General features: G+C 34.2%; 15 protein-coding genes. 11 read left to right on the top strand and 4 right to left on the bottom strand.

Annotated features, from left to right (window positions below; all coding sequences use genetic code 11):
- Positions 1-93 precede the first annotated feature (93 nt).
- From AC6CH4_RS20080 to AC6CH4_RS20070, 3 genes are all read right to left on the bottom strand, one after another.
- Positions 94-414 (bottom strand): hypothetical protein, encoded by a 321-nt coding sequence (locus tag AC6CH4_RS20080; protein WP_498106108.1) that lies wholly within the window; start codon positions 412-414, stop codon positions 94-96.
- 17 nt (positions 415-431) lie between these two features.
- Positions 432-647, bottom strand: coding sequence for an Arm DNA-binding domain-containing protein (locus AC6CH4_RS20075; RefSeq protein WP_498106147.1), 216 nt, complete (start codon positions 645-647; stop codon positions 432-434).
- Positions 648-716: 69 nt separating this feature from the next.
- On the bottom strand, positions 717-1,070 hold the full coding sequence (locus tag AC6CH4_RS20070) for a winged helix-turn-helix transcriptional regulator (RefSeq protein WP_498106106.1): 354 nt from the start codon (positions 1,068-1,070) through the stop codon (positions 717-719).
- 147 nt (positions 1,071-1,217) lie between these two features.
- Between AC6CH4_RS20070 and AC6CH4_RS20065 the strand changes: the two genes are divergently transcribed.
- Both AC6CH4_RS20065 and AC6CH4_RS20060 read left to right on the top strand, forming a co-directional pair.
- Entirely contained in the window at positions 1,218-2,264 is a 1,047-nt protein-coding gene (locus AC6CH4_RS20065; RefSeq protein ID WP_498106104.1) for an NADP-dependent oxidoreductase, read from the top strand.
- 17 nt (positions 2,265-2,281) lie between these two features.
- Positions 2,282-2,710: a nuclear transport factor 2 family protein gene (locus AC6CH4_RS20060; protein WP_498106102.1), complete on the top strand. Its 429-nt coding sequence runs from the start codon at positions 2,282-2,284 to the stop codon at positions 2,708-2,710.
- 421 nt (positions 2,711-3,131) lie between these two features.
- Here the strand turns inward: AC6CH4_RS20060 and AC6CH4_RS20055 are convergent, their stop codons facing one another.
- Positions 3,132-4,466 carry a metal-dependent hydrolase family protein gene (locus tag AC6CH4_RS20055; RefSeq protein WP_498106100.1) on the bottom strand — a complete coding sequence of 445 codons (1,335 nt, stop codon included), beginning with the start codon at positions 4,464-4,466 and terminating at the stop codon, positions 3,132-3,134.
- 85 nt (positions 4,467-4,551) lie between these two features.
- Between AC6CH4_RS20055 and AC6CH4_RS20050 the strand changes: the two genes are divergently transcribed.
- The 9 genes from AC6CH4_RS20050 to AC6CH4_RS20010 all read left to right on the top strand — a co-directional run bounded on the left by AC6CH4_RS20050 (position 4,552) and on the right by AC6CH4_RS20010 (position 19,873).
- Positions 4,552-4,866, top strand: a complete 315-nt coding sequence (locus AC6CH4_RS20050; protein WP_498106146.1) for a DDE-type integrase/transposase/recombinase — start codon at positions 4,552-4,554, stop codon at positions 4,864-4,866.
- Between the two features lie 546 nt (positions 4,867-5,412).
- Positions 5,413-8,643, top strand: a complete 3,231-nt coding sequence (locus AC6CH4_RS20045) for a hypothetical protein (protein WP_498106098.1) — start codon at positions 5,413-5,415, stop codon at positions 8,641-8,643.
- A gap of 9 nt (positions 8,644-8,652) precedes the next feature.
- A complete protein-coding gene (locus tag AC6CH4_RS20040; protein ID WP_498106096.1) occupies positions 8,653-13,101 on the top strand; it encodes a DUF6443 domain-containing protein in 4,449 nt (1,482 codons plus the stop codon).
- Complete coding sequence (locus tag AC6CH4_RS20035) at positions 13,065-13,592, top strand: hypothetical protein (RefSeq protein WP_498106094.1); 528 nt, start codon at positions 13,065-13,067, stop codon at positions 13,590-13,592. The genes AC6CH4_RS20040 and AC6CH4_RS20035 overlap by 37 nt, the downstream gene beginning before the upstream one ends.
- A gap of 175 nt (positions 13,593-13,767) precedes the next feature.
- Positions 13,768-14,220: a hypothetical protein gene (locus AC6CH4_RS20030; RefSeq protein WP_498106092.1), complete on the top strand. Its 453-nt coding sequence runs from the start codon at positions 13,768-13,770 to the stop codon at positions 14,218-14,220.
- 298 nt (positions 14,221-14,518) lie between these two features.
- Positions 14,519-18,325, top strand: coding sequence for an FIDD domain-containing protein (locus AC6CH4_RS20025; protein WP_498106090.1), 3,807 nt, complete (start codon positions 14,519-14,521; stop codon positions 18,323-18,325).
- 261 nt (positions 18,326-18,586) lie between these two features.
- Positions 18,587-18,703 (top strand): DDE-type integrase/transposase/recombinase, encoded by a 117-nt coding sequence (locus tag AC6CH4_RS20020; protein ID WP_498106088.1) that lies wholly within the window; start codon positions 18,587-18,589, stop codon positions 18,701-18,703.
- A gap of 53 nt (positions 18,704-18,756) precedes the next feature.
- On the top strand, positions 18,757-19,359 hold the full coding sequence (locus AC6CH4_RS20015) for a JAB-like toxin 1 domain-containing protein (protein ID WP_498106086.1): 603 nt from the start codon (positions 18,757-18,759) through the stop codon (positions 19,357-19,359).
- Entirely contained in the window at positions 19,304-19,873 is a 570-nt protein-coding gene (locus tag AC6CH4_RS20010; protein WP_498106149.1) for a hypothetical protein, read from the top strand. Before AC6CH4_RS20015 ends, AC6CH4_RS20010 begins: the two co-directional genes overlap by 56 nt.
- The last annotated feature ends 1,064 nt before the right edge of the window (positions 19,874-20,937 follow it).

The raw sequence follows: 20,937 nt of genomic DNA, 5'->3' as shown, positions 1-20,937 counted from the left end.
CTTTTAACCGGTTTTAAACTTACTGCGTATATTTTGCCTTATACAATTTTGAAAGTTTCCTGTCAGACAAAATGGACATAGCGGCATGAAGCTTCAATTTGGTCTGGTAAATAAATTACCAAGTCGATGCTTGGTCTGGTATTTAAAAGTCATTCTTGTTAGTTCAACACTCGAATGTATCTGTATCAATTCTTCCGGTACCGCAAGATGATGTGTCAGAACTTTCTTCAGGTTTGATTCATTTGTATTCCAAATGTTGTATTTGCTTATTTGTTCGGTAATGTCTCGGCCCTGAACAGTAATTGCATCTATAGCCTGATGCGGAAATTCTCCCTTAGTATTTCTTTTAATCTCATTAGATGCTAAAACAGCCACATCGATAACGGCCACATTGTCCCTTGGAATGTAGAACATTTGCTCAGGATACGGCTCTAAGGTTGCTGGGTTGCAGGACCGTCTATCGCAACGTCACTCAGGACCATCTGCTGATAGGTATTTATGATCTTTGCCTTGAACTGGTTAAGGTACATGTTGAGTTCCACTGTTTCTTTGCGGCTTCCCTTTGCCATGCCTTTTCTTTCATCCCATTCATTTGCGTTAAGTGAACGCTTTATTGAAATCTCGGTACGTTTACCATTTAATGTGATCCGGGCACAGACTAGTGAGTATATGGAGGTATAACTTGATGGAAAAACTAAGATAATTGAAAAACAGAATTATTTTGTCACCATTGTTTCATTGGCCAGTTGTTTTTTACCCCATTCGTGAAGATGCTCTATAAACGGAATTAGCTCCAGTCCTGTCTCACTCAGCGAATATTCCACCTTCGGGGGAACCTCGTGATACATTTTACGGATGATTAACTCATCGGCCTCGAGCTCTCTTAAGGTTTGGGTTAGCATTTTAGTTGTAATGTCTGGCAGGGTTCTGCTCAGTTCACCATATCGTAAAACTTTTTGCATTCCCAGATGCCAAAGAATCCGACCTTTATATTTCCCCCCTATGCGCTTAAAAGCGTATTCGACGCCGCAATTCTGGATGCACTCTGGAATTTCAGATTTATTTTTCATTTATTTTTAATTTAATCAGCTGTTAATCAGTATTACATTCTTTTTAGTAAATAAGATACAAAAAAGTACATACTTGACAAAAGTATACAAATATCCTAATTTTGCTCCAGTAAGGCAATAAAATAGTCTATATAAAAACTAATGATAATGAAAAATTTTAAAAATAAAGAAGTTGGCCAGGCTGCACCATCAATGATGAAGGCGATACGCCAGTACGAATTTGGAGGTCCGGAAGTACTGCGTTATGAAGATGCACCGGTTCCAGAGCTGCAAAATGGAGAAGTGAGGATTCGAGTCCGCGCAATCGGATTGAATCCACCAGATTGGTATCTTCGCGAAGGATATAAGATGTTGCCTCTGGAATGGCAGCCACAGGTCCCATTTCCTATAATACTCGGAACAGATATCTCTGGTATCATCGAGTCGGTAGCAGATGATGTCAATAATTTCGCTGTCGGCGACGAGGTCTATTCGATGGTCCGTTTTCCCAGCTTCGGACCGAGCAAAGCCTACGCGGAATACGTTACCGCTCCAGCTTCACAAGTTGCAATCAAGCCAGCAGGCATTGATCACGTACAGGCCGCTGCCGCACCGATGTCCCTGCTTACAGCTTGGCAATTCATGATTGACCAAGGCCATGATGTACAGAATCCGCTACAGCCGAACAGGCATGAACCGGTGCCGCTTGAAGGCAAAAAAGTGCTCATTAACGGTGCTGGGGGTGGTGTGGGACATTTCGCATTACAGCTTGCTAAATGGAAGGGAGCTTACGTGATTGCTGTTGCCTCTGCAAGGCATGAAGAGTTCCTGCGAGACCTCGGAGCAGACGAATTCATAGATTACACTAAGGTTGCTGCCGAAGACATAGTAACTGATGTCGATCTTGTGATCGATTCTGTGGGGGGGGCGGCCACCGGTAGGTTTTTGAGAACCCTGAAACGCGGTGGTGCCTTGTTTCCAATATTTCCTTTGGGTTTCTCTGACGCTGAAGAAGCTGAAAAGCTTGGAGTAACGGTATCTGCAACACAAGTGCGCTCAAGCGGAGCTCAGCTCAAGGAGCTAGGACAGCTGCTCGAAAATGGAACGATCCGCGTGGCCATTGACAGCACTTATGCACTTGCCGATGCAAAAAGTGCGCATGAACGTGCGTCTAAGGGTAATATTCAAGGCAAAATAGTAATGACTGTAGGATGAGGGTAAATATTATGAATATGGAGGAATTATATGATAGGACTTCTATCAAAGAATTATTTGACCGTGTATCTGTCCTGGGAGACAGGAAAGATTTTCATGCCCAAGTACAGCTTTTCACTGAAAATGCAGTGTCGGAAAGCTATGCAGGAGGCAAGCAGATTTTAAAATTGAAGGGACGAAGAGAAATGGAAAAAGGGTTTAAAAGTTTTCTTAGCGAAATTGAAACTGTGTATCATTTTAATGGCCAGCAGATAGTTGATTTAGATGGGGATGCTGCTCACGGGACGTGTTACTGCCTAATAACACTGATTGGGAATGATGGCGGAAAAAAAACAAGAACTACTATAGGTGCCATCTATAAGGATGATTATGTACGTGAGAATAGTCAATGGCTTATAGCCAAAAGAAGAGGGATCTTCGACTGGCAGGAAAAACGCGAGGTCTAACGGTTAAAAGCGGCAGTAATGCCGCTTTTATTATTGAACTCTACACTTTAATTGCACTTCTGGACTCGAACTAAGATCCCTTGAAAACACAGGCTTGTAAATTTTTAAGAAACTGAAACAAAATTTAGCAAACCATAAAAAGAGCCGAGAAACCTAGATTTCTCGGCTTTTAATTTTTAAAAGTAGCAGTAATAAGACTAGAACCGTTAAAAAAATAAATAAAAATAAGGCTGCCTTATAAATATCGGAACCTACACTTCTTAGATCCATATTTTACTGATTTTCCATTTTTTAAGATACCGCTGTTCCATGATTTTGCCATAATACTTGAAGTGAAATTTTAAAACATTTTTCCCTTAGTCTTAATAGAGCAGTATGTTTCAAAACCAATCTTTAGTCTTTTACTAATCGATTCCAAAAACTATTTGCTAAGTAAATTTTTATAAATCACCCCGTCTTTTACAATCAGTAGTAAAGTTTTGTCATAGTCTTCCAGTATATTCAAATTAGTAAGTGGATTACCGTCTACCAATAAAACATCGGCATAAGCACCTTCTTCTATAACACCCAATTTGTTTGGATAGGGATTACGTGGTCCGCTCATGGCAAGTAATTCTGCATTTGTAGATGTAGCCATTTTTAATATTTCATAAGGCTTGTACCAGCGTAACAACTTTACAAGATCTCCTGCTCTTTTTGCCGAATGCTCAGGCTCAAAAAGGCAATCCGTTCCAAAGGCAGTTTTAATATTATATTTTTTTGCAAAATTGTAAGCTTTATCAGTACCGCTCATCATAGTTTGTTGTTTTATACGGTTCGGAGAACCATCTGCATAAAGGCTTTTGCCTTCATCTATAAAAGGTTGCAGACTTAGCCATGCCTTTTTATCTGCTAACATTTTTGCTGTTGTATCATCAATAAGTTGAGCATGATCTATACAAAGCACTCCTGCACGTAAAGCAGTTTGTATGGCTCTTGGTGTATAGGCGTGAACGGTGACATACGTACCCCAGTTTTCTGCTGCATCAACAGCGGCTTTCATTTCTGCTTCTGTAAATTGAGACACATCTAAAGGATCGTAAGTTGAAGAAACGCCACCACCAGCCGCTAGTTTTATTTGTGTGGCACCAAGGCGAAGTTGTTCCCGTACACGTTTCAATACCTGATCTGGGCCATCAGCTATGACACCGAAATTATTACGTTCGGTAAAATCAAGGCTTGCTGCCAAATCTCTTGGAACAGCATTGGGAGTTAGAAAGTCTCCATGACCTCCGGTTTGGGAAATCATAGCACCTGAAGGATAAATACGCGGACCAATTACTAAGCCTCTGTCAATAGCCTTTTGTAATCCTCCAGCAGGACCAGCAAGGTCTCTGAAAGTTGTAAAGCCCTGCATTAGGTCTTTTTCTGCAGATTTAATAGCATTTGCAGTAATGTATTCTATATCGCTATTCATCAATTCCATAATACCCATCGACTCCATCATGATGTGTGTGTGGGCATCAATAAGACCTGGCATTAAGAATTTTCCTTTGCCATCAATAATAGTAGTATTTACGCTTGTATCAGTTGGTATTGGTGATGTAGAAATTTTGCTAATCAGATTATTGACAATCAAAAGATTTCCCTTTGTTGTTTTTTCATCCTTACCATTAAAAATTTGAATATCGTTGATGAGAATTGTTTTTTGAGCCATTCCATAAAATGAACTCAGTAAAATTGCCATAACCAATAATTTTCGCTTTATAGGGTACATATCTACAAGGGGTTTTGAAGTTATAGCACTAATGTAGTAAATGTTATGTTAATTTATTGATTTTTTCGTGAGATATTAATTATGTATTAGCTTCTTTAGAACAACAGAAAAAATTAACATTGATAAAAGTGGTTTTAATACTGCCGCTATCAAAGTCTATAACAAGCGTTCGTTCTCAAATATTAGAATCCGACAGTGTAAATATCTCAACAATATTGTAGAACAGGATCATCGATTTATAAAATGGAGTATACAAAATGGGTTAGGCTTTAAAAGCTTTGAATCGGCAAGACGAACATTGAACGGAATTGAAGTTGTCCATATGCTGAGAAAGAATCAGATGATTGAACCAGGGATAACTATGTTTAAACATTCTGTAAATTGGCGGGCTAACGTTTAAATTACTTAAATTATTATGTTTGATTCTGATAGATGCGACAGAACCATATTTCGTTGTCGTTATAGATCCGTCCTTTAATTACTTACATCTTGTAAAGGAAAAATAAAAAAATGCAAAATGAGGAATCCCGTAAAAAAAGGATAGAATTTTTTCTTTTATTTACAGTCTAATATTTATGTAATCGATTACATAGAATTGCTTCGTTTACTCGAGTTATAAATAAGCTCAGGGAGATGAATGCAAAACTACTGCAGAAAATAGAGGAGCTGACGCTGTATGTGATTGAGATAAAAAAGGAAAATAATACAATGAAAAGAGAAATAGAACAATTGAAAACAGAAATTAATAATTAATGAAAAAAATTACCAGTGCTTACTGCCAGCCAGCTGTCTGTATCAAAATTACAGCTTTTAATTATAAGCAGCCTTACCATTGTTTATGTCATATATCATGAAGGTTCAGATTTTTATCGGGGAATACTTGAATGCATACGTACAGCAATTCTTAAAGTATACAACCATTTGAAAATAACAAAATATAAAACACATGAAGCATTCAATATCATTTTTAATTCTGGTTTCGTTACTATCTAATTTTATTTATTCACAAATTCCCACAACTCCAAATGTAGCTTCTTTATTTAAAGTAAACCCCGTTAATGTTAACGAGTCTACAGGAACTGCTAACATTTCAATTCCATTGTACAATGTTAATGTAGATGAGCTCAGCCTTCCTATTAGTTTGAGTTACAATTCAAATGGAGTAAGAGTAGAGGAAACAGCTGGCGATGCTGGAACCGGCTGGTCGCTGTTACTTGGAGGGGTTATCAACAGAAAGATTAACGGACAGCCGGATGAATTTACAAAACAAGTAATAAAAGAGTTAGAACCAGGTACTATATTTGACGTGTTTAGTAACCAGAATGTGCCTTGTCAGATGATGACTATAAAGTCTGGAACAGGCTGGTTTGATATCAACTCAAAAAATCTTGCAGCAGCCCAGTATTTTTTAAGTCATAATGGAGATATGACTAATTTTACTGGCGATCAAGTTTACAATGTTTTCAGTGGAGATAATCAGCCAGATATTTTCAATTATATGCTTCCTACAGGCAAGAGGGGCAGTTTTATGATACTAAATAAAAATAACATCATTGTAAGTTCTACAAATGACAAAATAGAAGCCATTTATGAAAGTACTGATAGTGTCGGAAATTTTTCTATTATAAAGTTTACTATAATGGATGAGTACGGTAATTCTTATTTATTTGATGTAGTGGAACAACGAAATGATTCTTTTTACGGCAGTGGTTTTGGAATACTAGGCACTTCCAGTGGAAGTACCGTATATACCTCAGGACTTTTCAATTATCCAACGATGTCAATGGCAAGCCTGGATAATAGAGTTTGCCCCGAAGCAAATCATTTATCTACGAAAGACTGGGTTAAGGTAGTTAAAAAGCCAATAAATGTAAGCTGGCATATTTCAAGAATTACTACAAAAAGAAACAACGTTGTTAGTTTTTATTATCAGGATGAGTACAATAATCTTCTAAGCAATGTTTCCACAGAATTTAAAGAAGATATGTTAGCTTATCAAACGGCATACTCAAGTACTGCAGTTGAAGATGTATTTACCTCTAAAAAAATAATTAAAATTGAAACACCTTCTGAATACATCCTTGTTAATTATCAGGCTTCCAGCAGAGAAGATGTACGCAAAAATGAGAACGTAAATTCTTTAAAAGCTTATAAAGATTTACAGTTTTTTAATAAAGAAAATTATGAATTTAAACATATTGATTTTATAACGAGTTATAAAATTTCACCAGAAATGGATCTTGCAGCAGCAAATTTAAAATATCTGTTTAAAAGACTTTATCTGGATAAAATTGTAATTAATAATGATGAAATTTATAAATTCGACTATAATTCTGGAAACCTTCCACATCGCCATTCTTTCGAGCAGGATTACTGGGGATATTATAATGCCAACAATGCTGAAAAGCAAAATAAAACTTTACTTCCAGATCTTTGGTACTACCCCGATAACATAAGAAGCAATACCAGACCAAGTAAGTTTTCTATTTATAAAAAAAGTAATTTCACAGGTACTGAAATTAAGGTTTCAGCTATTGCTAAATATGCAAATAACTTAGCAAAATACGTAGCAGATAGAAATGTTAACGAACTTACTTTGAAAAATGGAATACTGGAGAAAATTACTTATCCTACTAAGGGGTATGAAAAATTCCTGTATGAGTCAAATGATTTCATGTATGAAGGTGAGTTGAAAAAAGGTTTTGGATTACGAATCTCCAGTATTGAACAGTATGATTCAAATAACAGCTTAACATTTAATACACTCTATAAGTACAAGACCTCTAATGGAAATTCTTCAGGTGTTATTACAAATCTGCCCGCATTTGGACAATTGTACCAAACCAATTTTCCTACTGGCGATGGCGTGCAGTCGCACTTTAGTTCCAGTTCTTATTCGAATGATAATGCTTTGTATTACAGTCGGGTAGAGAAGTCAAACCCTGGAAATGGAAGGATTGTTACTGACTTTTTAATTCCTTTTACAATGGAAACAGAGACTGCTTTAGATTATAATGGGGGGTATCTGTATAAAAAGAACTTTGCAGTTTCTAAATTTAAGTTAAAAAGCTATGGTTCTGTTACCCCACCTGTAAATTCGTTTGAATTTCCTTTGAAATCTTTGAACAATAATTACGATAATTTATTTGGGAAGATATCTAAAATCACAATTTTTGATCAAAGTGATAATAAATTGTCTTTAACTGAAAACTTCTATAATCTTAGCAGTAAATCTTCAAATTACATTTCCTTCACCGGTCACAGCGGCTCTTTGGTTTACAGTAATTATGTTACAACAAGCATTTTTGCAGATCTTTTGTTATCAAGAGAGGAGAAAACACTTTTCTATGATAACAATACTAAGTTATTTGATAAATCAGAGTACACATATAACGAGAATAGTTTGTTAAGACAGCTTAAAGCAACTAACTCGAAAGGAAAAGTTGTAGTTAAGGAATTTAAATATCCGAATGATTTCACGTATCGTTCCTCCCAGTTTGGTATAGTCAATGGACAATGGACCGAAATTCCAATTAGTAATATTTATAGTAAAATGGTTGATAAAAATATGATAAACTACCCAATAGAGGTAATCTCAACTGTCGATAACAAGGTAATAACGGCTGAAATATCTGATTTTCAATTAAAAACTTCAGGAAATGGATCAGTGATTGCTCCAGCAGTCAGAAAAGTATTTGAACCTTCATCAGTTACAACAAATTATAATCCTGCAAAAATTGATCCTTTTGGATTCTTTACATTAGATTCTAATTTTAAAGATAAGCTGCTATATGATGCCTATGATGGAGCAGGGAATTTAGCAATGTCTCATAAGCCCAATGACATCTATGTTACGATAATTTGGGGGTACAATAAGAGATATCCTATAGCTAAAATTGAAAATGCGTCAAATTCACAAATTGCTTCCGCTTTAGGAGTTGCGAGTCTCGAGAGCATTAATGAATCAAACCTCGCAGCAGTCAATGCTCTAAGGATATCACAGCCTAGTACCATGATTACCACCTATACGTATAAGCCTCTTGTAGGCATGACCTCGATGACCGATCCAAAAGGGTATACCACGTATTATGATTATGACCAGTCCAGCCGTTTAAAATCTGCCAAAGATGCGGAAGGAAACATATTGTCAAACTATCAGTATAACTATAAGCAATAATCTATAAGTATGAAAAAACAGCTATTTTTCTTAATTTTACTGAGCTTTTATTGTTTAAATGCCAAAATTGTCGGTAGTTCGAGTTACCTGAAACCAAAACCCGGCACTGCAATTCTAGATAACCAGTATCCCAATTATTACCAAACTATAGAGGCCCGTTATCTTGTCGGCTCAAGTGACTGGACTAGTGACGGTGCAAATGGAATTATTGAAATCACTAATAATCATCTATATGTTAATTTTGACCCTTCTTGGACCTACAACCAGTCCTTAACCACAGGAATTATAGCCTATATAAATATATCCCCGGCCTTACCCAATATTGAACTTGGTCCTATTTATGGTGATGGACAAGAAACAGGATATTATGCCAAGATTGAAGATAATAATTTGGTAGTTTACACATCAAATAGTAACAGCGGCCCTTATTTCAAATCCCTTTATTTTGGTATTTCCATTGATTTAAATTGCGTTAAGACCTGGTACAAAGATGCAGATTCAGATGGATTTGGAGACCCTGCTTCCCTTCCCATTACGGATTGTTATCAGCCATCTAACTATGTTGATAATAATTTAGACTGCGATGATCAGAACATCGCTATTACTATAATGCAAAATTGGTATGTGGATGCAGATAATGATGGTTATGGCAGTAGTCTGGATGTAAATCCTTATGCAGGCTGCGAAAAGCCATCTTTTGGGAATTACGCCAGCAATAACCTGGACTGTGATGATTCCAACAGTGCAGTAAATCCTGCAGCATTGTGGTATACTGATACCGACAACGACGGCTTTGGCGATTGGAACGGCGTGCCGATTATTTCTTGTACAAAACCCGTCGGTAATTATGTAACCAACAAATTAGACAGATGTCCTGACGAATATAATTTATCGAATAATGGCTGTACAGCTGCTGTAAGCAATGAAAATTACGTTCGCATTATTTCTCCTACTGTTGCCAACACAAGTTTAGGAGTGCTTCCAGCTGAACAGAAAATAGATGAAATTACGTATTTCGACGGTTTGGGCCGTCCAATGCAGAAAATAGGGATTGCTGCCGGAGGTAATGCAGAAGATATCATCACGCATATTGGATACGATGATCTTGGCAGACAGGAAAAGGAATATTTACCGTATGCAGAAATCAGCAATAATGGTGTTTTCAGGACCGGTGATCTTACCCTGCAGACTAAAAATTTCTATGATACAGCCAAATATGAAAACACTAATAATCCGTATTCACAAAAAGAATTTCAAACTTCACCTATGAACAGGGTATTGAAACAGGCTGCACCGGGTGAAGCCTGGAAAATGGGCAGTGGTCATGAAATAAGTTACAACTACCAAACCAATATTGATGACGATTATGTAAGGCGTTTTGGCGTTTCTTATAATGCAGGAAATAAGGAGAATCCAAATTTAGAAGATGAGGGTTTTTTTACTGCATCTGAGCTTTATAAAACAATCACAAAAGATGAAAACTGGCTGGCCGGCCAAGCGGCTCCCAATGAACATACTTCCGTAGAATTTAAAGACAAGCAAGACCGTATAGTTTTAAAAAGAACTTACGGATCGTATGGGGCGGCAAGCGTAAAACATGACACATATTATGTCTACGATGAGTATGGAAATTTAACTTTTGTAATTCCTCCAAAAGCCGATGATTTAATTAGCGGCAGTTCAGTAAATGTTTTGGCAGATCAAACATCTTCAGCAGTAATAAATCCAGCCAGTACGCCGGTAAACATTACTGCGACAAACTCCATCCGTTTATTACCAGACTTTCATGCCCAAGCCGGCAGTACTTTTAGTGCAAAAATTGTTACTGGCCAGGCTTCTGTTTTGGATCAGCTGTGTTATCAATATAGATACGATGCGCGCAATCGGCTTGTAGAAAAGAAACTGCCGGGAAAAGGCTGGGAGTTTATTGTTTATGATAAACTAGATAGAGCTGTTCTGACACAAGATGCTAATCTAAGAACATCAAATAAGTGGCTTTTTACAAAATATGATTCCTTTAGCAGACCCATTTATACAGGAGATTACGTTAACAGTATTGACATCACTAGAACTGCTGTACAGGCATTGGTCAATGGCTCAGGAATTTTGTCTGAAACGAAGTCAGTAAGCAGTACCACAATTAATGGTACAGCAGTTTACTATAGCCATAATGCTTTTCCTAGTATTAATGACAATAATATAAATTTGTTTACAATTCATTACTATGACAATTATGATTTTGATTTAAATGACGGAAACTCGGAAAATAGTGGTTCGGTTACGCCTAGCACAGGAGTTAATTCATTAGTTACAGGAAACAAAATACGTGTATTAGGAACAAGTAACTGGATAACCAATGTAATTTATTATGATCAGAAAGGTCGTGTAATATACAATTACTCCAAAAATGATTTTTTAGGTTCGATTCAGAAAGTCAAAACCGAACTAGATTTTGCGGGCAACGCATTAAAAGTAACTACAAAACATATTAAGGGGAGTACGGTAGATATTATCGATACGTTCACCTATGGTTATCAAAATCGTATGCTTGCACACACACAGAAAATAAACAGCCAGGACGAAGAGATTATTACTTCTAACAAGTATGATGAATTAGGCCGGCTTACTCAAAAAGGTGTCGGGGGGAAAGCTGCAAAACCCCGTTTACAGATGGTTGATTTTTCGTATAATATTAGAGGATGGTTAAAAGGATTAAATGATACTAGTACTGCTAATAATACCATTGCAATGGATTACACAGATTTGTTTGGTTGCAAAATTAATTACCACAACCCTTCTGCAGGAACCCCTTTGTATAACGGAAACATAAGTCAGACTTTTTGGAAAAGCACCAATCCGATAGATATCAGTTTAAGAAGCTATACATATAGTTATGATGCTTTAAACAGATTAAATAATGCAGTTGACAATTTAGCCCGTTATAATGAAAGTTTGGGTTATGATAAGAATGGAAATATAATAAGTTTGGTGAGAAAAGGGAATAATACGACCAATACTTTTGAGACAGTAGACAACTTACTATATACTTATCTAGGCAATAGGCTAAATACAGTAGAAGATAGTTCAGGAAGTACAGAAGGATTTAAAGATGGCAGTCATACAGCTCAGGAGTATACTTATGATGATAATGGAAATATGAAGACCGATACTAATAAAGGTATTACATCCATATCCTACAATCATCTGAACATGCCCGTCGATGTAACACTAGCAGGAGGGACAATTCATTATGATTATGACGCAATAGGTGTTAAACAACGTAAAACAGCTGCCGGTATAATCACTAATTATGATGGCGGTTTTCAGTATGAAAAAATAGGGGCACAAGCGGAGGTGTTGAGATTTTTTCCAACAGCAGAGGGTTACGTCGATAAAAACAGTGCAGATTTTTCATATATTTACCAGTACAAGGATCATTTGGGTAACGTGAGATTAAGCTATAAAGATGTTGGGACAGCAGCGCCTTCATTGCAAATCGTTGAAGAAAACACTTATTATCCTTTTGGCTTGAAACAAAAAATTACGGGAGAGGTCATAATTAATAGCAGCTATAAATATAAATATAATAGCAAGGAACTGCAGGACGAGCTGGGGCTCAACCAATACGACTATGGTGCGCGTAATTATGACCCTGCACTTGGCAGATGGATGAATGTTGACCCTCTGGCAGAGAACATGAGAAGACATAGTCCTTATAATTATGCTTTTAATAATCCTATTTATTTTATCGACCCTGATGGTATGGCTCCAGAACATGACTACGGAATTGATAACTCAGGTAATATAACTCTTACGAGAAAGACAAATGACAAAACGGACAGATTAATTGCTGAAAACGGGGATGTTGTCGCAGAGAATGTTCATAAAGGGATTTTGCAAGACAATACCAATATTAGTGAAAATGGATTGACAATTACTGGAAAAAGTGTAAGATTGAATGCAAGCGTTGGAGAATTAATGATGAAAATGTCCTTATATCTTCAAAAAGAAATCAGCTGGGGACTTTATAGCGAAGATAATGGAAATAACATGTTAGTTGATATACTTCCCTATGGAGACAATAAAATAGACAGGGCCGTTAATTCAGGAAATTCTACTTTAGATTTTAATGGGGACAGTTATTCTTTAGAAATTGGAAATCATACTCATCCCGGAATATGGGGTAAAACTTTTGGAGGTAGATGGCTTTTTGAAAAAGGAGGCGGAAGCAGGCCGAGTGATGAAGATTTTAGTAATGCCTCAAAAGCCAGACTGGGAAATTTTATTTGGAGTAGATACGGTATAACTCATTATGAATCAAGCGGTGTGATTAATAAGCCTTCATATTCAAATGGTCTAATAAGAAATTACTATGACAATAATACCGTACTCGATGCTAATTATATTCAAAATACATTAAAATGGAAAAAAAGCTTTTCTACACCACCTGGAAACTAATCGCACTTTTGTTATTGACAAGCTGCGGAAACAAAAGTAATTTAAATCAATCAATTTATTTTGTTGAGAATATTAAACAGATACAAGATTCTATTGTTAAATTAAAAAGTTATAAGGCAAAGGTGATTATTTGTTCATTAAAAAAAACAAGTAATCATGCTATACTAACAATATCTGTACCTGAAATACCTTATCTGGTCAAGGTTAATTATAAATACAAACTTATAAAGGGAGTTCCCGTTTTATTTGTAAATTATAATGAAAAACGAACTAATCAAGAAATTCCAAAACAACTTATAGAAGAGAATATTTTGACATTTGATGGAGAATATAATAATACGGAAGCTCCTTATCTCGAGTTTGTGTTTTGCGAAAATGATTTTAATAAAATCAAATGTTTTGATAATAGTATGCTCGATGATCTTGACCAGGAATATAGGAAAAAAAGAAAAGTATTTAGCGAGGATATGCTGGTGGAGAAATGTGAATGATTGTTGAATATTCGGTAATGTATCAGATGTGCTGGTGGTTAATATTTCATCAAACATTTACAGAATATCAGATATTTATATTAATATCGCATAAAAATTAAAACAGCCTTTGAACAGGTTATCCTACCACACCATTAATAGGATTTTAATATTAAGAATATAAAAAAGCATTGAGATGTTGAAGACATATTTCAATTTCTTAACGAATATTTTTAATTTCGAAATTAAAGATATTGAAGATCATAACCATGCTTTATATGTGAAATTCATATCAAGTAGCATTGGAATTTATTTTATTTATGAATTTCGCGATTTTGTTCCTCAAATACAATTTACTAAACTTAATGAAGACACTTTAAAAGTCAGAGAAGGTCTCTATACAATTAGAGAATTTTATAAAGACGAGAATTTTAAACTTCAGTCTTTTTATCTTGACGAAATTTTATCATTTAAAGGACAAAAAGATTATAAAAGCTATTTTAAAAATGTAAAAACAATTGAAGAAGCGATTAAGATAAGTTCAGAATTAGTGGAAACATATGCAATGGATTATGTTAAAGGGAATGAATTAAGTTATATTGAAATAGATAGATGGTACAGAACACAGGTGAATAAAAGTACAGTTTGAAGTAGTTGTTGCTATGGGTGGTACTTAATCCGCGTAAAATTAATTTCATGCAAAGTAGTATTACAAATGCTACACAGGAGATTATACTATATTAGCTAATGCGCAAGCATTGAAATCAGGTACTATAAATCCAGAAGTATTAAGGATGAATCTTTTTAGAGAAATTGACAAAAATAAAAACAGGTTAGTGGCGCAAAGAGGATGATATATTTTTTTATCAAACTTTTGTGGGTTTTAAAAATACAAAGTAAAAAACCAAAAGGCATGTTCATAATAGTTTTCAAAAATAAATATTGTATTGTTACGTAAAATTATTTTTTTATTAATTGTTTTATATTCCTCATTTTCTTTTTCACAAGAGGAAGCGAGTAATTGGTGTTTTGGCAGCGGAGGATGGCTTAAATTCAATGCTGATGGCTCAGTAATATCCAAGTTGGGATGTAATATAATTGCCGTACAAGGTTGCAGCACTATATCAGATAGTAACGGTAATTTGTTACTTTATTCTAACGGCGAAACTCTTTGGAATAGGAACCATCAACCTATAGCCATAAATTTAAAAGGAAGTTATAATTCAACCCAAACATCGGCTATAATACAAAAGCCCGGTAGCACTAACTTATATTACCTTTTTACTCTAGATGCCAGAGGGCTTGCTAATGGTATTAGATACACCGAAATTGATATGAATTTAAATAGTGGGTTAGGAGGTGTTACATCTAATAAAGATGTTCTTTTGTATACTCCTACTTGTGAAAAAATCACTATTGTAAAACATGCAAATGATATAGATTATTGGGTCATTACTCATAAATGGAACAGCAATTCTTTTTATTCTTATTTAGTTACTGCAAATGGAATAAGCAACACTCCCGTAGTGAGTAATTCTGGAACTGTTTTAAGTGAGTCGGTTCTTGGTCCGGTTGGGGCAGTTGGTAATATGAAAATATCTCCTGATGGTAGCAAATTAATTTTATGCAACACTTTTTTTCAAAATGCCGAATTGTTTGATTTTGATACTAATTCCGGTCAGGTTTCTAATCCAAAAATTTTAATGAATAGCTACTTTGAAATTACTGGGGCTGAATTTTCTCCTAATAATAAGGTGCTTTACATTTCTGAATCGAGTAACGGAAGAATTTCTCAATTTGACTTAACTTCATCTAATATAGCCTCAACGAGAATTACAGTTAGTACTTCTCCAAAAGGTCTGGGGTCATTACAATTAGCTATAAATAATAAAATATATGTTGCTTCGTGGTCAGGTAAATTTTTAGATGTAATTGAAAATCCAGATGTTTTAGGATTGGGATGTAATTTTAAATTAAATGGACTGGACTTAAAAGGCTTTGGTTCATCTCATTATGGGCTTCCAACCTTTAGCCAATCTTATTTTAACCCATCAATAATAACTAATAATCTTTGCCTGGGTTCACAAACTGAATTTACTTTAAATACTTCTGAAACAATAAATAGTATCTCGTGGGATTTGGGAGATGGAACTACCTTAAATAACGTTTCTCCAAAACATATGTATTCTTCTCCTGGAAAATATCTAGTAAAAGCCAAAGTAACAACACCAAAAGGTACAGTTATAAAGTCAAAAGAAATTACTATTACCTCTGTACCAACAACAACAAAACCTAATGATTTATTAGTCTGTGACGATAATAATGATGGAATTTATAGTTTTGATTTAACTAGTCAAAATAGTGCAATTTTAAATGGTCAGGATCCAAATGTATGTATTATAAAATATAGCGAAAATGGTAATGCAATTGCTGTTCCAAGTTCATACAAAAATAAAATAGCCTATCAAAACGAAACAATTACAGCTGAAGTTTATAATAAGTTCAATAATGAATGTAAAAGTATTGTGACTTTTGATCTTGCCGTATTTGATTCACCACTGCCTAATATATCTAGTGCTATTCCTGATCTAAGTTTATGTGATAATACAAGTATTGGTACAGATAATGATGGGAAAGCTGTTTTAGATTTAACTAAAAGAGATAGCTATATTTTAAATGGACAATCGGCAAATCAATTTCTGATTTCTTATTATAAGGATGCAGCTTTAACTCAATTGATCACTTTACCAAATGCCTATCATAATATAAGTGCAACAGAGACGATTTTTGCAAAAATTACAAATAAAGACAATATTAATTGCTTTGGTGTTACGTCGTTTAATATAGATGTATTTGCTTTGCCTGTGATTTCTAATTTAGTTGATCTAAAACAATGCGATGATGATATTGATGGGTACAGCCTTTTTAATCTGGAAGAGGTTATAAATAAGATAACAGCTAATTCGGCAAATGAAATTATTACTTTTCATAAAACATTGTTTGATGCGGAAAATAATAACAATACTATTTTAAATCAAACCGCCTATAGAAATCAGATGGTAAGTCTAGACAAAGTATATGCTCGTGTAACCAATAGTAATACCTGCTATAAAATTGCCCAAGTGAATCTTATTGTTTCCACAACTCAAATCCCATCTAGTTATTCCAAAAGTTTTACCCAATGTGATGATGCTGTTATAGGTACTAATAAAGATGGTGTTTCTTCATTTGATTTTAGTGCTGTTACTAGTGATATTAAAAATATATTTCCATCTGGTCAACTTTTAGATGTTCTTTATTATCAAAATATAGAAGACGCATTAGCGGAAAAAAATGCCATTAAAGATATTTCTAATTACAGAAATACAAGTTCGCCCAATACTCAAAAAATATATATTCGTGTTGATAGCAGGCTTGATAATGATTGTTTAGGATTAGGAGGATATATTATTTTAAATGTAGAGCCAATTCCTGTAACAGAGCCAATTGAAAGAATTCACTGCGATGATAATCAGGATGGCTTGTTTGCTTTTGATACTTCAGATATTGAAAGCAAGTTATTAAATGGATTAACCAATGTTAGGGTTTCGTACCTTGATCAAAATAATGTTTTACTGCCAAGTCCTTTACCAAATCCTTTTATAACAGCTTCACAAACCGTAAAGGTGATTGTTACAAATAATACAGCAACTTCTTGCAGTTATAATTCGACGATTAAATTTGTTGTAGATGATTTACCTGAAGTTTTCTCAATAGATCCTGCTCTAACTACCGTCTGTGATGATGAATCAGATCCTCTTTTACAAGATGGAAATTATGCTTTTGATACTTCTTCTTTTGAATCTATTTTATTGGGGTCACAAATAGGAATGACAGTTAATTATTATGATGCGAATAATACTTTGTTGCCAAGTCCTCTTCCGAATCCATTTATAACTACTTCCCAAAATGTAAAAGTAGAAGTTATAAATCCTAAAAACGATACTTGCAAAGCAAGTGGTTTAATTGAATTCATCATAAAACCTCTCCCTAAAATCAACTTAAAAGGAGAAGAATTGGTGTGTAGCAATTTGCCAACTTTTACAAAACAAATAGATGCTGGTCTTTTGGCTATAAATACAATTAATGATTATGATTATCAATGGTATTTTAATGCTACAAAAATTACCAATGAAACAAATTACAGTTTAATAGTAAATAGAGAAGGAATTTTCACTGTTGATGTAACTGATAAGCAAACGCATTGTTATAGAACTCGAACTATAAAAGTTTCGGCATCAGATATCGCATCAAATGTCATAGCGGTTGTTGATGAATCTAATACTATTTCTATTTCAGTTACTGGCAATGGTGATTATGTTTATACCCTTGATGATCAAGACGGCTTTTATCAAAATGAAAATACTTTTTTAAATGTTCCCGCTGGAATTCATACAGTTTATATAAAAGATCAAAACGGTTGTGGGGCCATTCCAAAAGAACTTGCTGTATTTGGTATTCCGGCTTTTTTTACACCTAATCAGGACGGCTATAATGATTATTGGAATATTGAAGGAGTTAACAATACTTCAAACAAAAAAACAATAGTTCAGATTTTTGATCGATACGGTAAATTACTAAAGCAAATAGATCCACTAGGTGAAGGATGGGACGGAACTTATTTGGGAGCGCAAATGCCTTCAGATGATTACTGGTATATAATAAAATTGGAAGATAGCAGAATTTTTAAAGGGCATTTCACATTGAAAAGATAGAACTTAGTATTCTAACTTATATGGTTTTGTCGCATCTGGGAATAACTTTTTATCTTTAAAATTTTAAACCAATCAAAAAATGAATTCGATAGATCAATGCTATCCAAATTCCCTTATTCTGCAGGCAGTATATTTCAAACTTAGGTATACTTTAAATTATCGGGATGTTGAAGAGAGACCATGAGAGTATGAGGAATTCATGTTGATTATGCTACCATTCAGCGCTGGGTATTTAAGCTTGCACCTTTAATGGAGATGTAAATGATGAAACGCAAAGTAGAAGTTGGCTGTAGTTGTAGAATGGACGAGACTTATATTAAAATTAAAGGACGATGGCGTTATTTGTATGGAGCAGTTGATAGATCTCAATACGGTTGATTTCTTACACATACGTTCTTAATAATCCTGTATATTTTATAGATCCTGATGGAATGTCAGCTACACCTCCAGACGAATATTTAGTAAATTCTAAAGGAATAACTAAAGTAGAAAAAGAAGGTGAAGATGTAATTGTTATTACAGATGATAACGGTAATAGAACTGGCGTGACCCAAAATATTGGAAATGATAATCAGTTTTATAGCAGTCCTGATAATAAATTTCAAATTCTCCAAATTGGTGACCAGGCTTTAGCAAAAGAGGCTTTTAAAACGATAGCAAATAATGTATCCGTAGAATATGGTAAAATTGATGTCACATCTGCAGAGGGAGATAAAAGTTCAGCACTTGTAACGACTAATACAAAGGGACAAGTCCCTGCGGACGATGTAGCTAAAAAAATGTTTGATAAACCAGGAGTAAATACTGTAACTGAAGTTGACCATAATCATGCAAAAGGCACAAATCCTTCAGGATATTACGCAGATACAAAACAGGTTATAAACCCTAATGCTCCTACTGATGATGCAAAAGCAGCCAGCTCTTATCCCACAAATAATAAAGGAGAAAATATAATTCGTAAAGTATATACACCAAATAATGGAAAAGCTTATCAATATGACAGTAAACAATTTTACCCAGCGACAACTTATTAAATTATCTTGCCTTCTTTTAGTATTAATATCTTCATGTGCCCCTAATAAGGATAAAGTTATGTCAGAACAAAATGCAGTGACAAACTGCTTGGATGATTTTATTCTAAACTATCCAAAGCTTAACCCTAATAGTTTGCTTGTAGCCATTGTTATTAGTAAGGAAAAAAACATTTATGTTTTAAGGGATGCTCCAGAAAATGCTATTTTGGGGACTTTAAAAGAAAGAAATAAAGGAATTAATCACTATACTGTTGGAGTATATAAAGGGATTTTATGCCAATATAGTACTGAGAAAGTAGAAGCTTACTTAAAAATATTTAGTGACGTTAGTGATGCTATAATTCAAAAGGCTGATTCTGGTACCTCTATCAAATATATTGATGGTAAGACATATAATATTGACTATATTTTACTAAATTGGGAATCTCAGATTGAAATAAAATATAACATTGCAGAGAAAACAAAGGAAATTCTAAATCATGAAAGAGGAGAAGTTACAAATGAAAAATTATAATATGAATAATCTATAAAATGTTGTTGAATAATAATTTTATATAAAATCAAATATCAACAGGGTTAATTAATGTATGAATATTGTAGTCTTTCGGTTTTGAAACTCATATATATATATATATTAACAATTTTATTTATTGGAAATTTACTTTAAAAGGGATGAGTATTATACACATCCCTTTTATTTTTGATGCTTATTGAATTGTATTTTTTTTAATTATTGAGAAAATCCTCTTCTCTTTTTTTCTTCTTTTCTTTTTTAATTGATTTGGTATGTAAATCCTGAAAGGAAGGAAATATTGAGAGTAAAATACGGATTTAAAACTTGGTATTTAGTATCTACCTAACAAAGTGAACATGATTTTTAGTTTAATCTCAATGTTTACAAGGGATGAGGGGAGTAGTAAGAAACAAAAAAACCATCAAAATTTTGTCCGCCGCGGTGGACAAAAAAGGATTTCCACTTCTATCGGGGCTAGGGCTGCCACAGAGCCCTGTTTTGTCTTGGAAACTGTACATTCACAACCATTGTTTAACTTCTGATCAATATATATTAAATCTTTCAGGTTTTATAGTTTTAAACCAAGATGATTCAGCAGGAGATTAAATTTTAAATTTTGAAAATTTTATTTGTAAAAATTTAGGTCTAGAATCATATATAAATCTAGAATGAGAATAGGATACATCATATCTTTATAAATATATAGGGTGTTTAAGGCATTTGTTTGAAATATTTCTTTGTTCTGTGTGATTCGAATAAAGGAAACGAAAACTAAAAAATTACCCAATATAGTAATTAGTGATTTTTTGAATAAAAAATGGCGCCCATTGTCTTCAATTGGCGCCATTTGGCTGTAGTGACCCTTACTGCACAATTTACAAACCATTTTATGAATGATTTAAAGAAATTGGCTTATTTTCAGGTAAATCTATAAGATAATTATTTATTTTTTTAAATCAATAGCGGTTTGTACGTATCGGGAGGTTAAATGTTAAAAAAAATGAAATTTTTGATTAAATAAAGTGAAGTAAAAAAAGGTCTGATTAAGGAAAAGCAATCCTCAA

The organism is Flavobacterium sp. GQ95, assembly GCF_059758655.1.
Note: the sequence above shows the minus strand (reverse complement) of the source record. Positions and strands in the feature narration are given on the sequence as shown.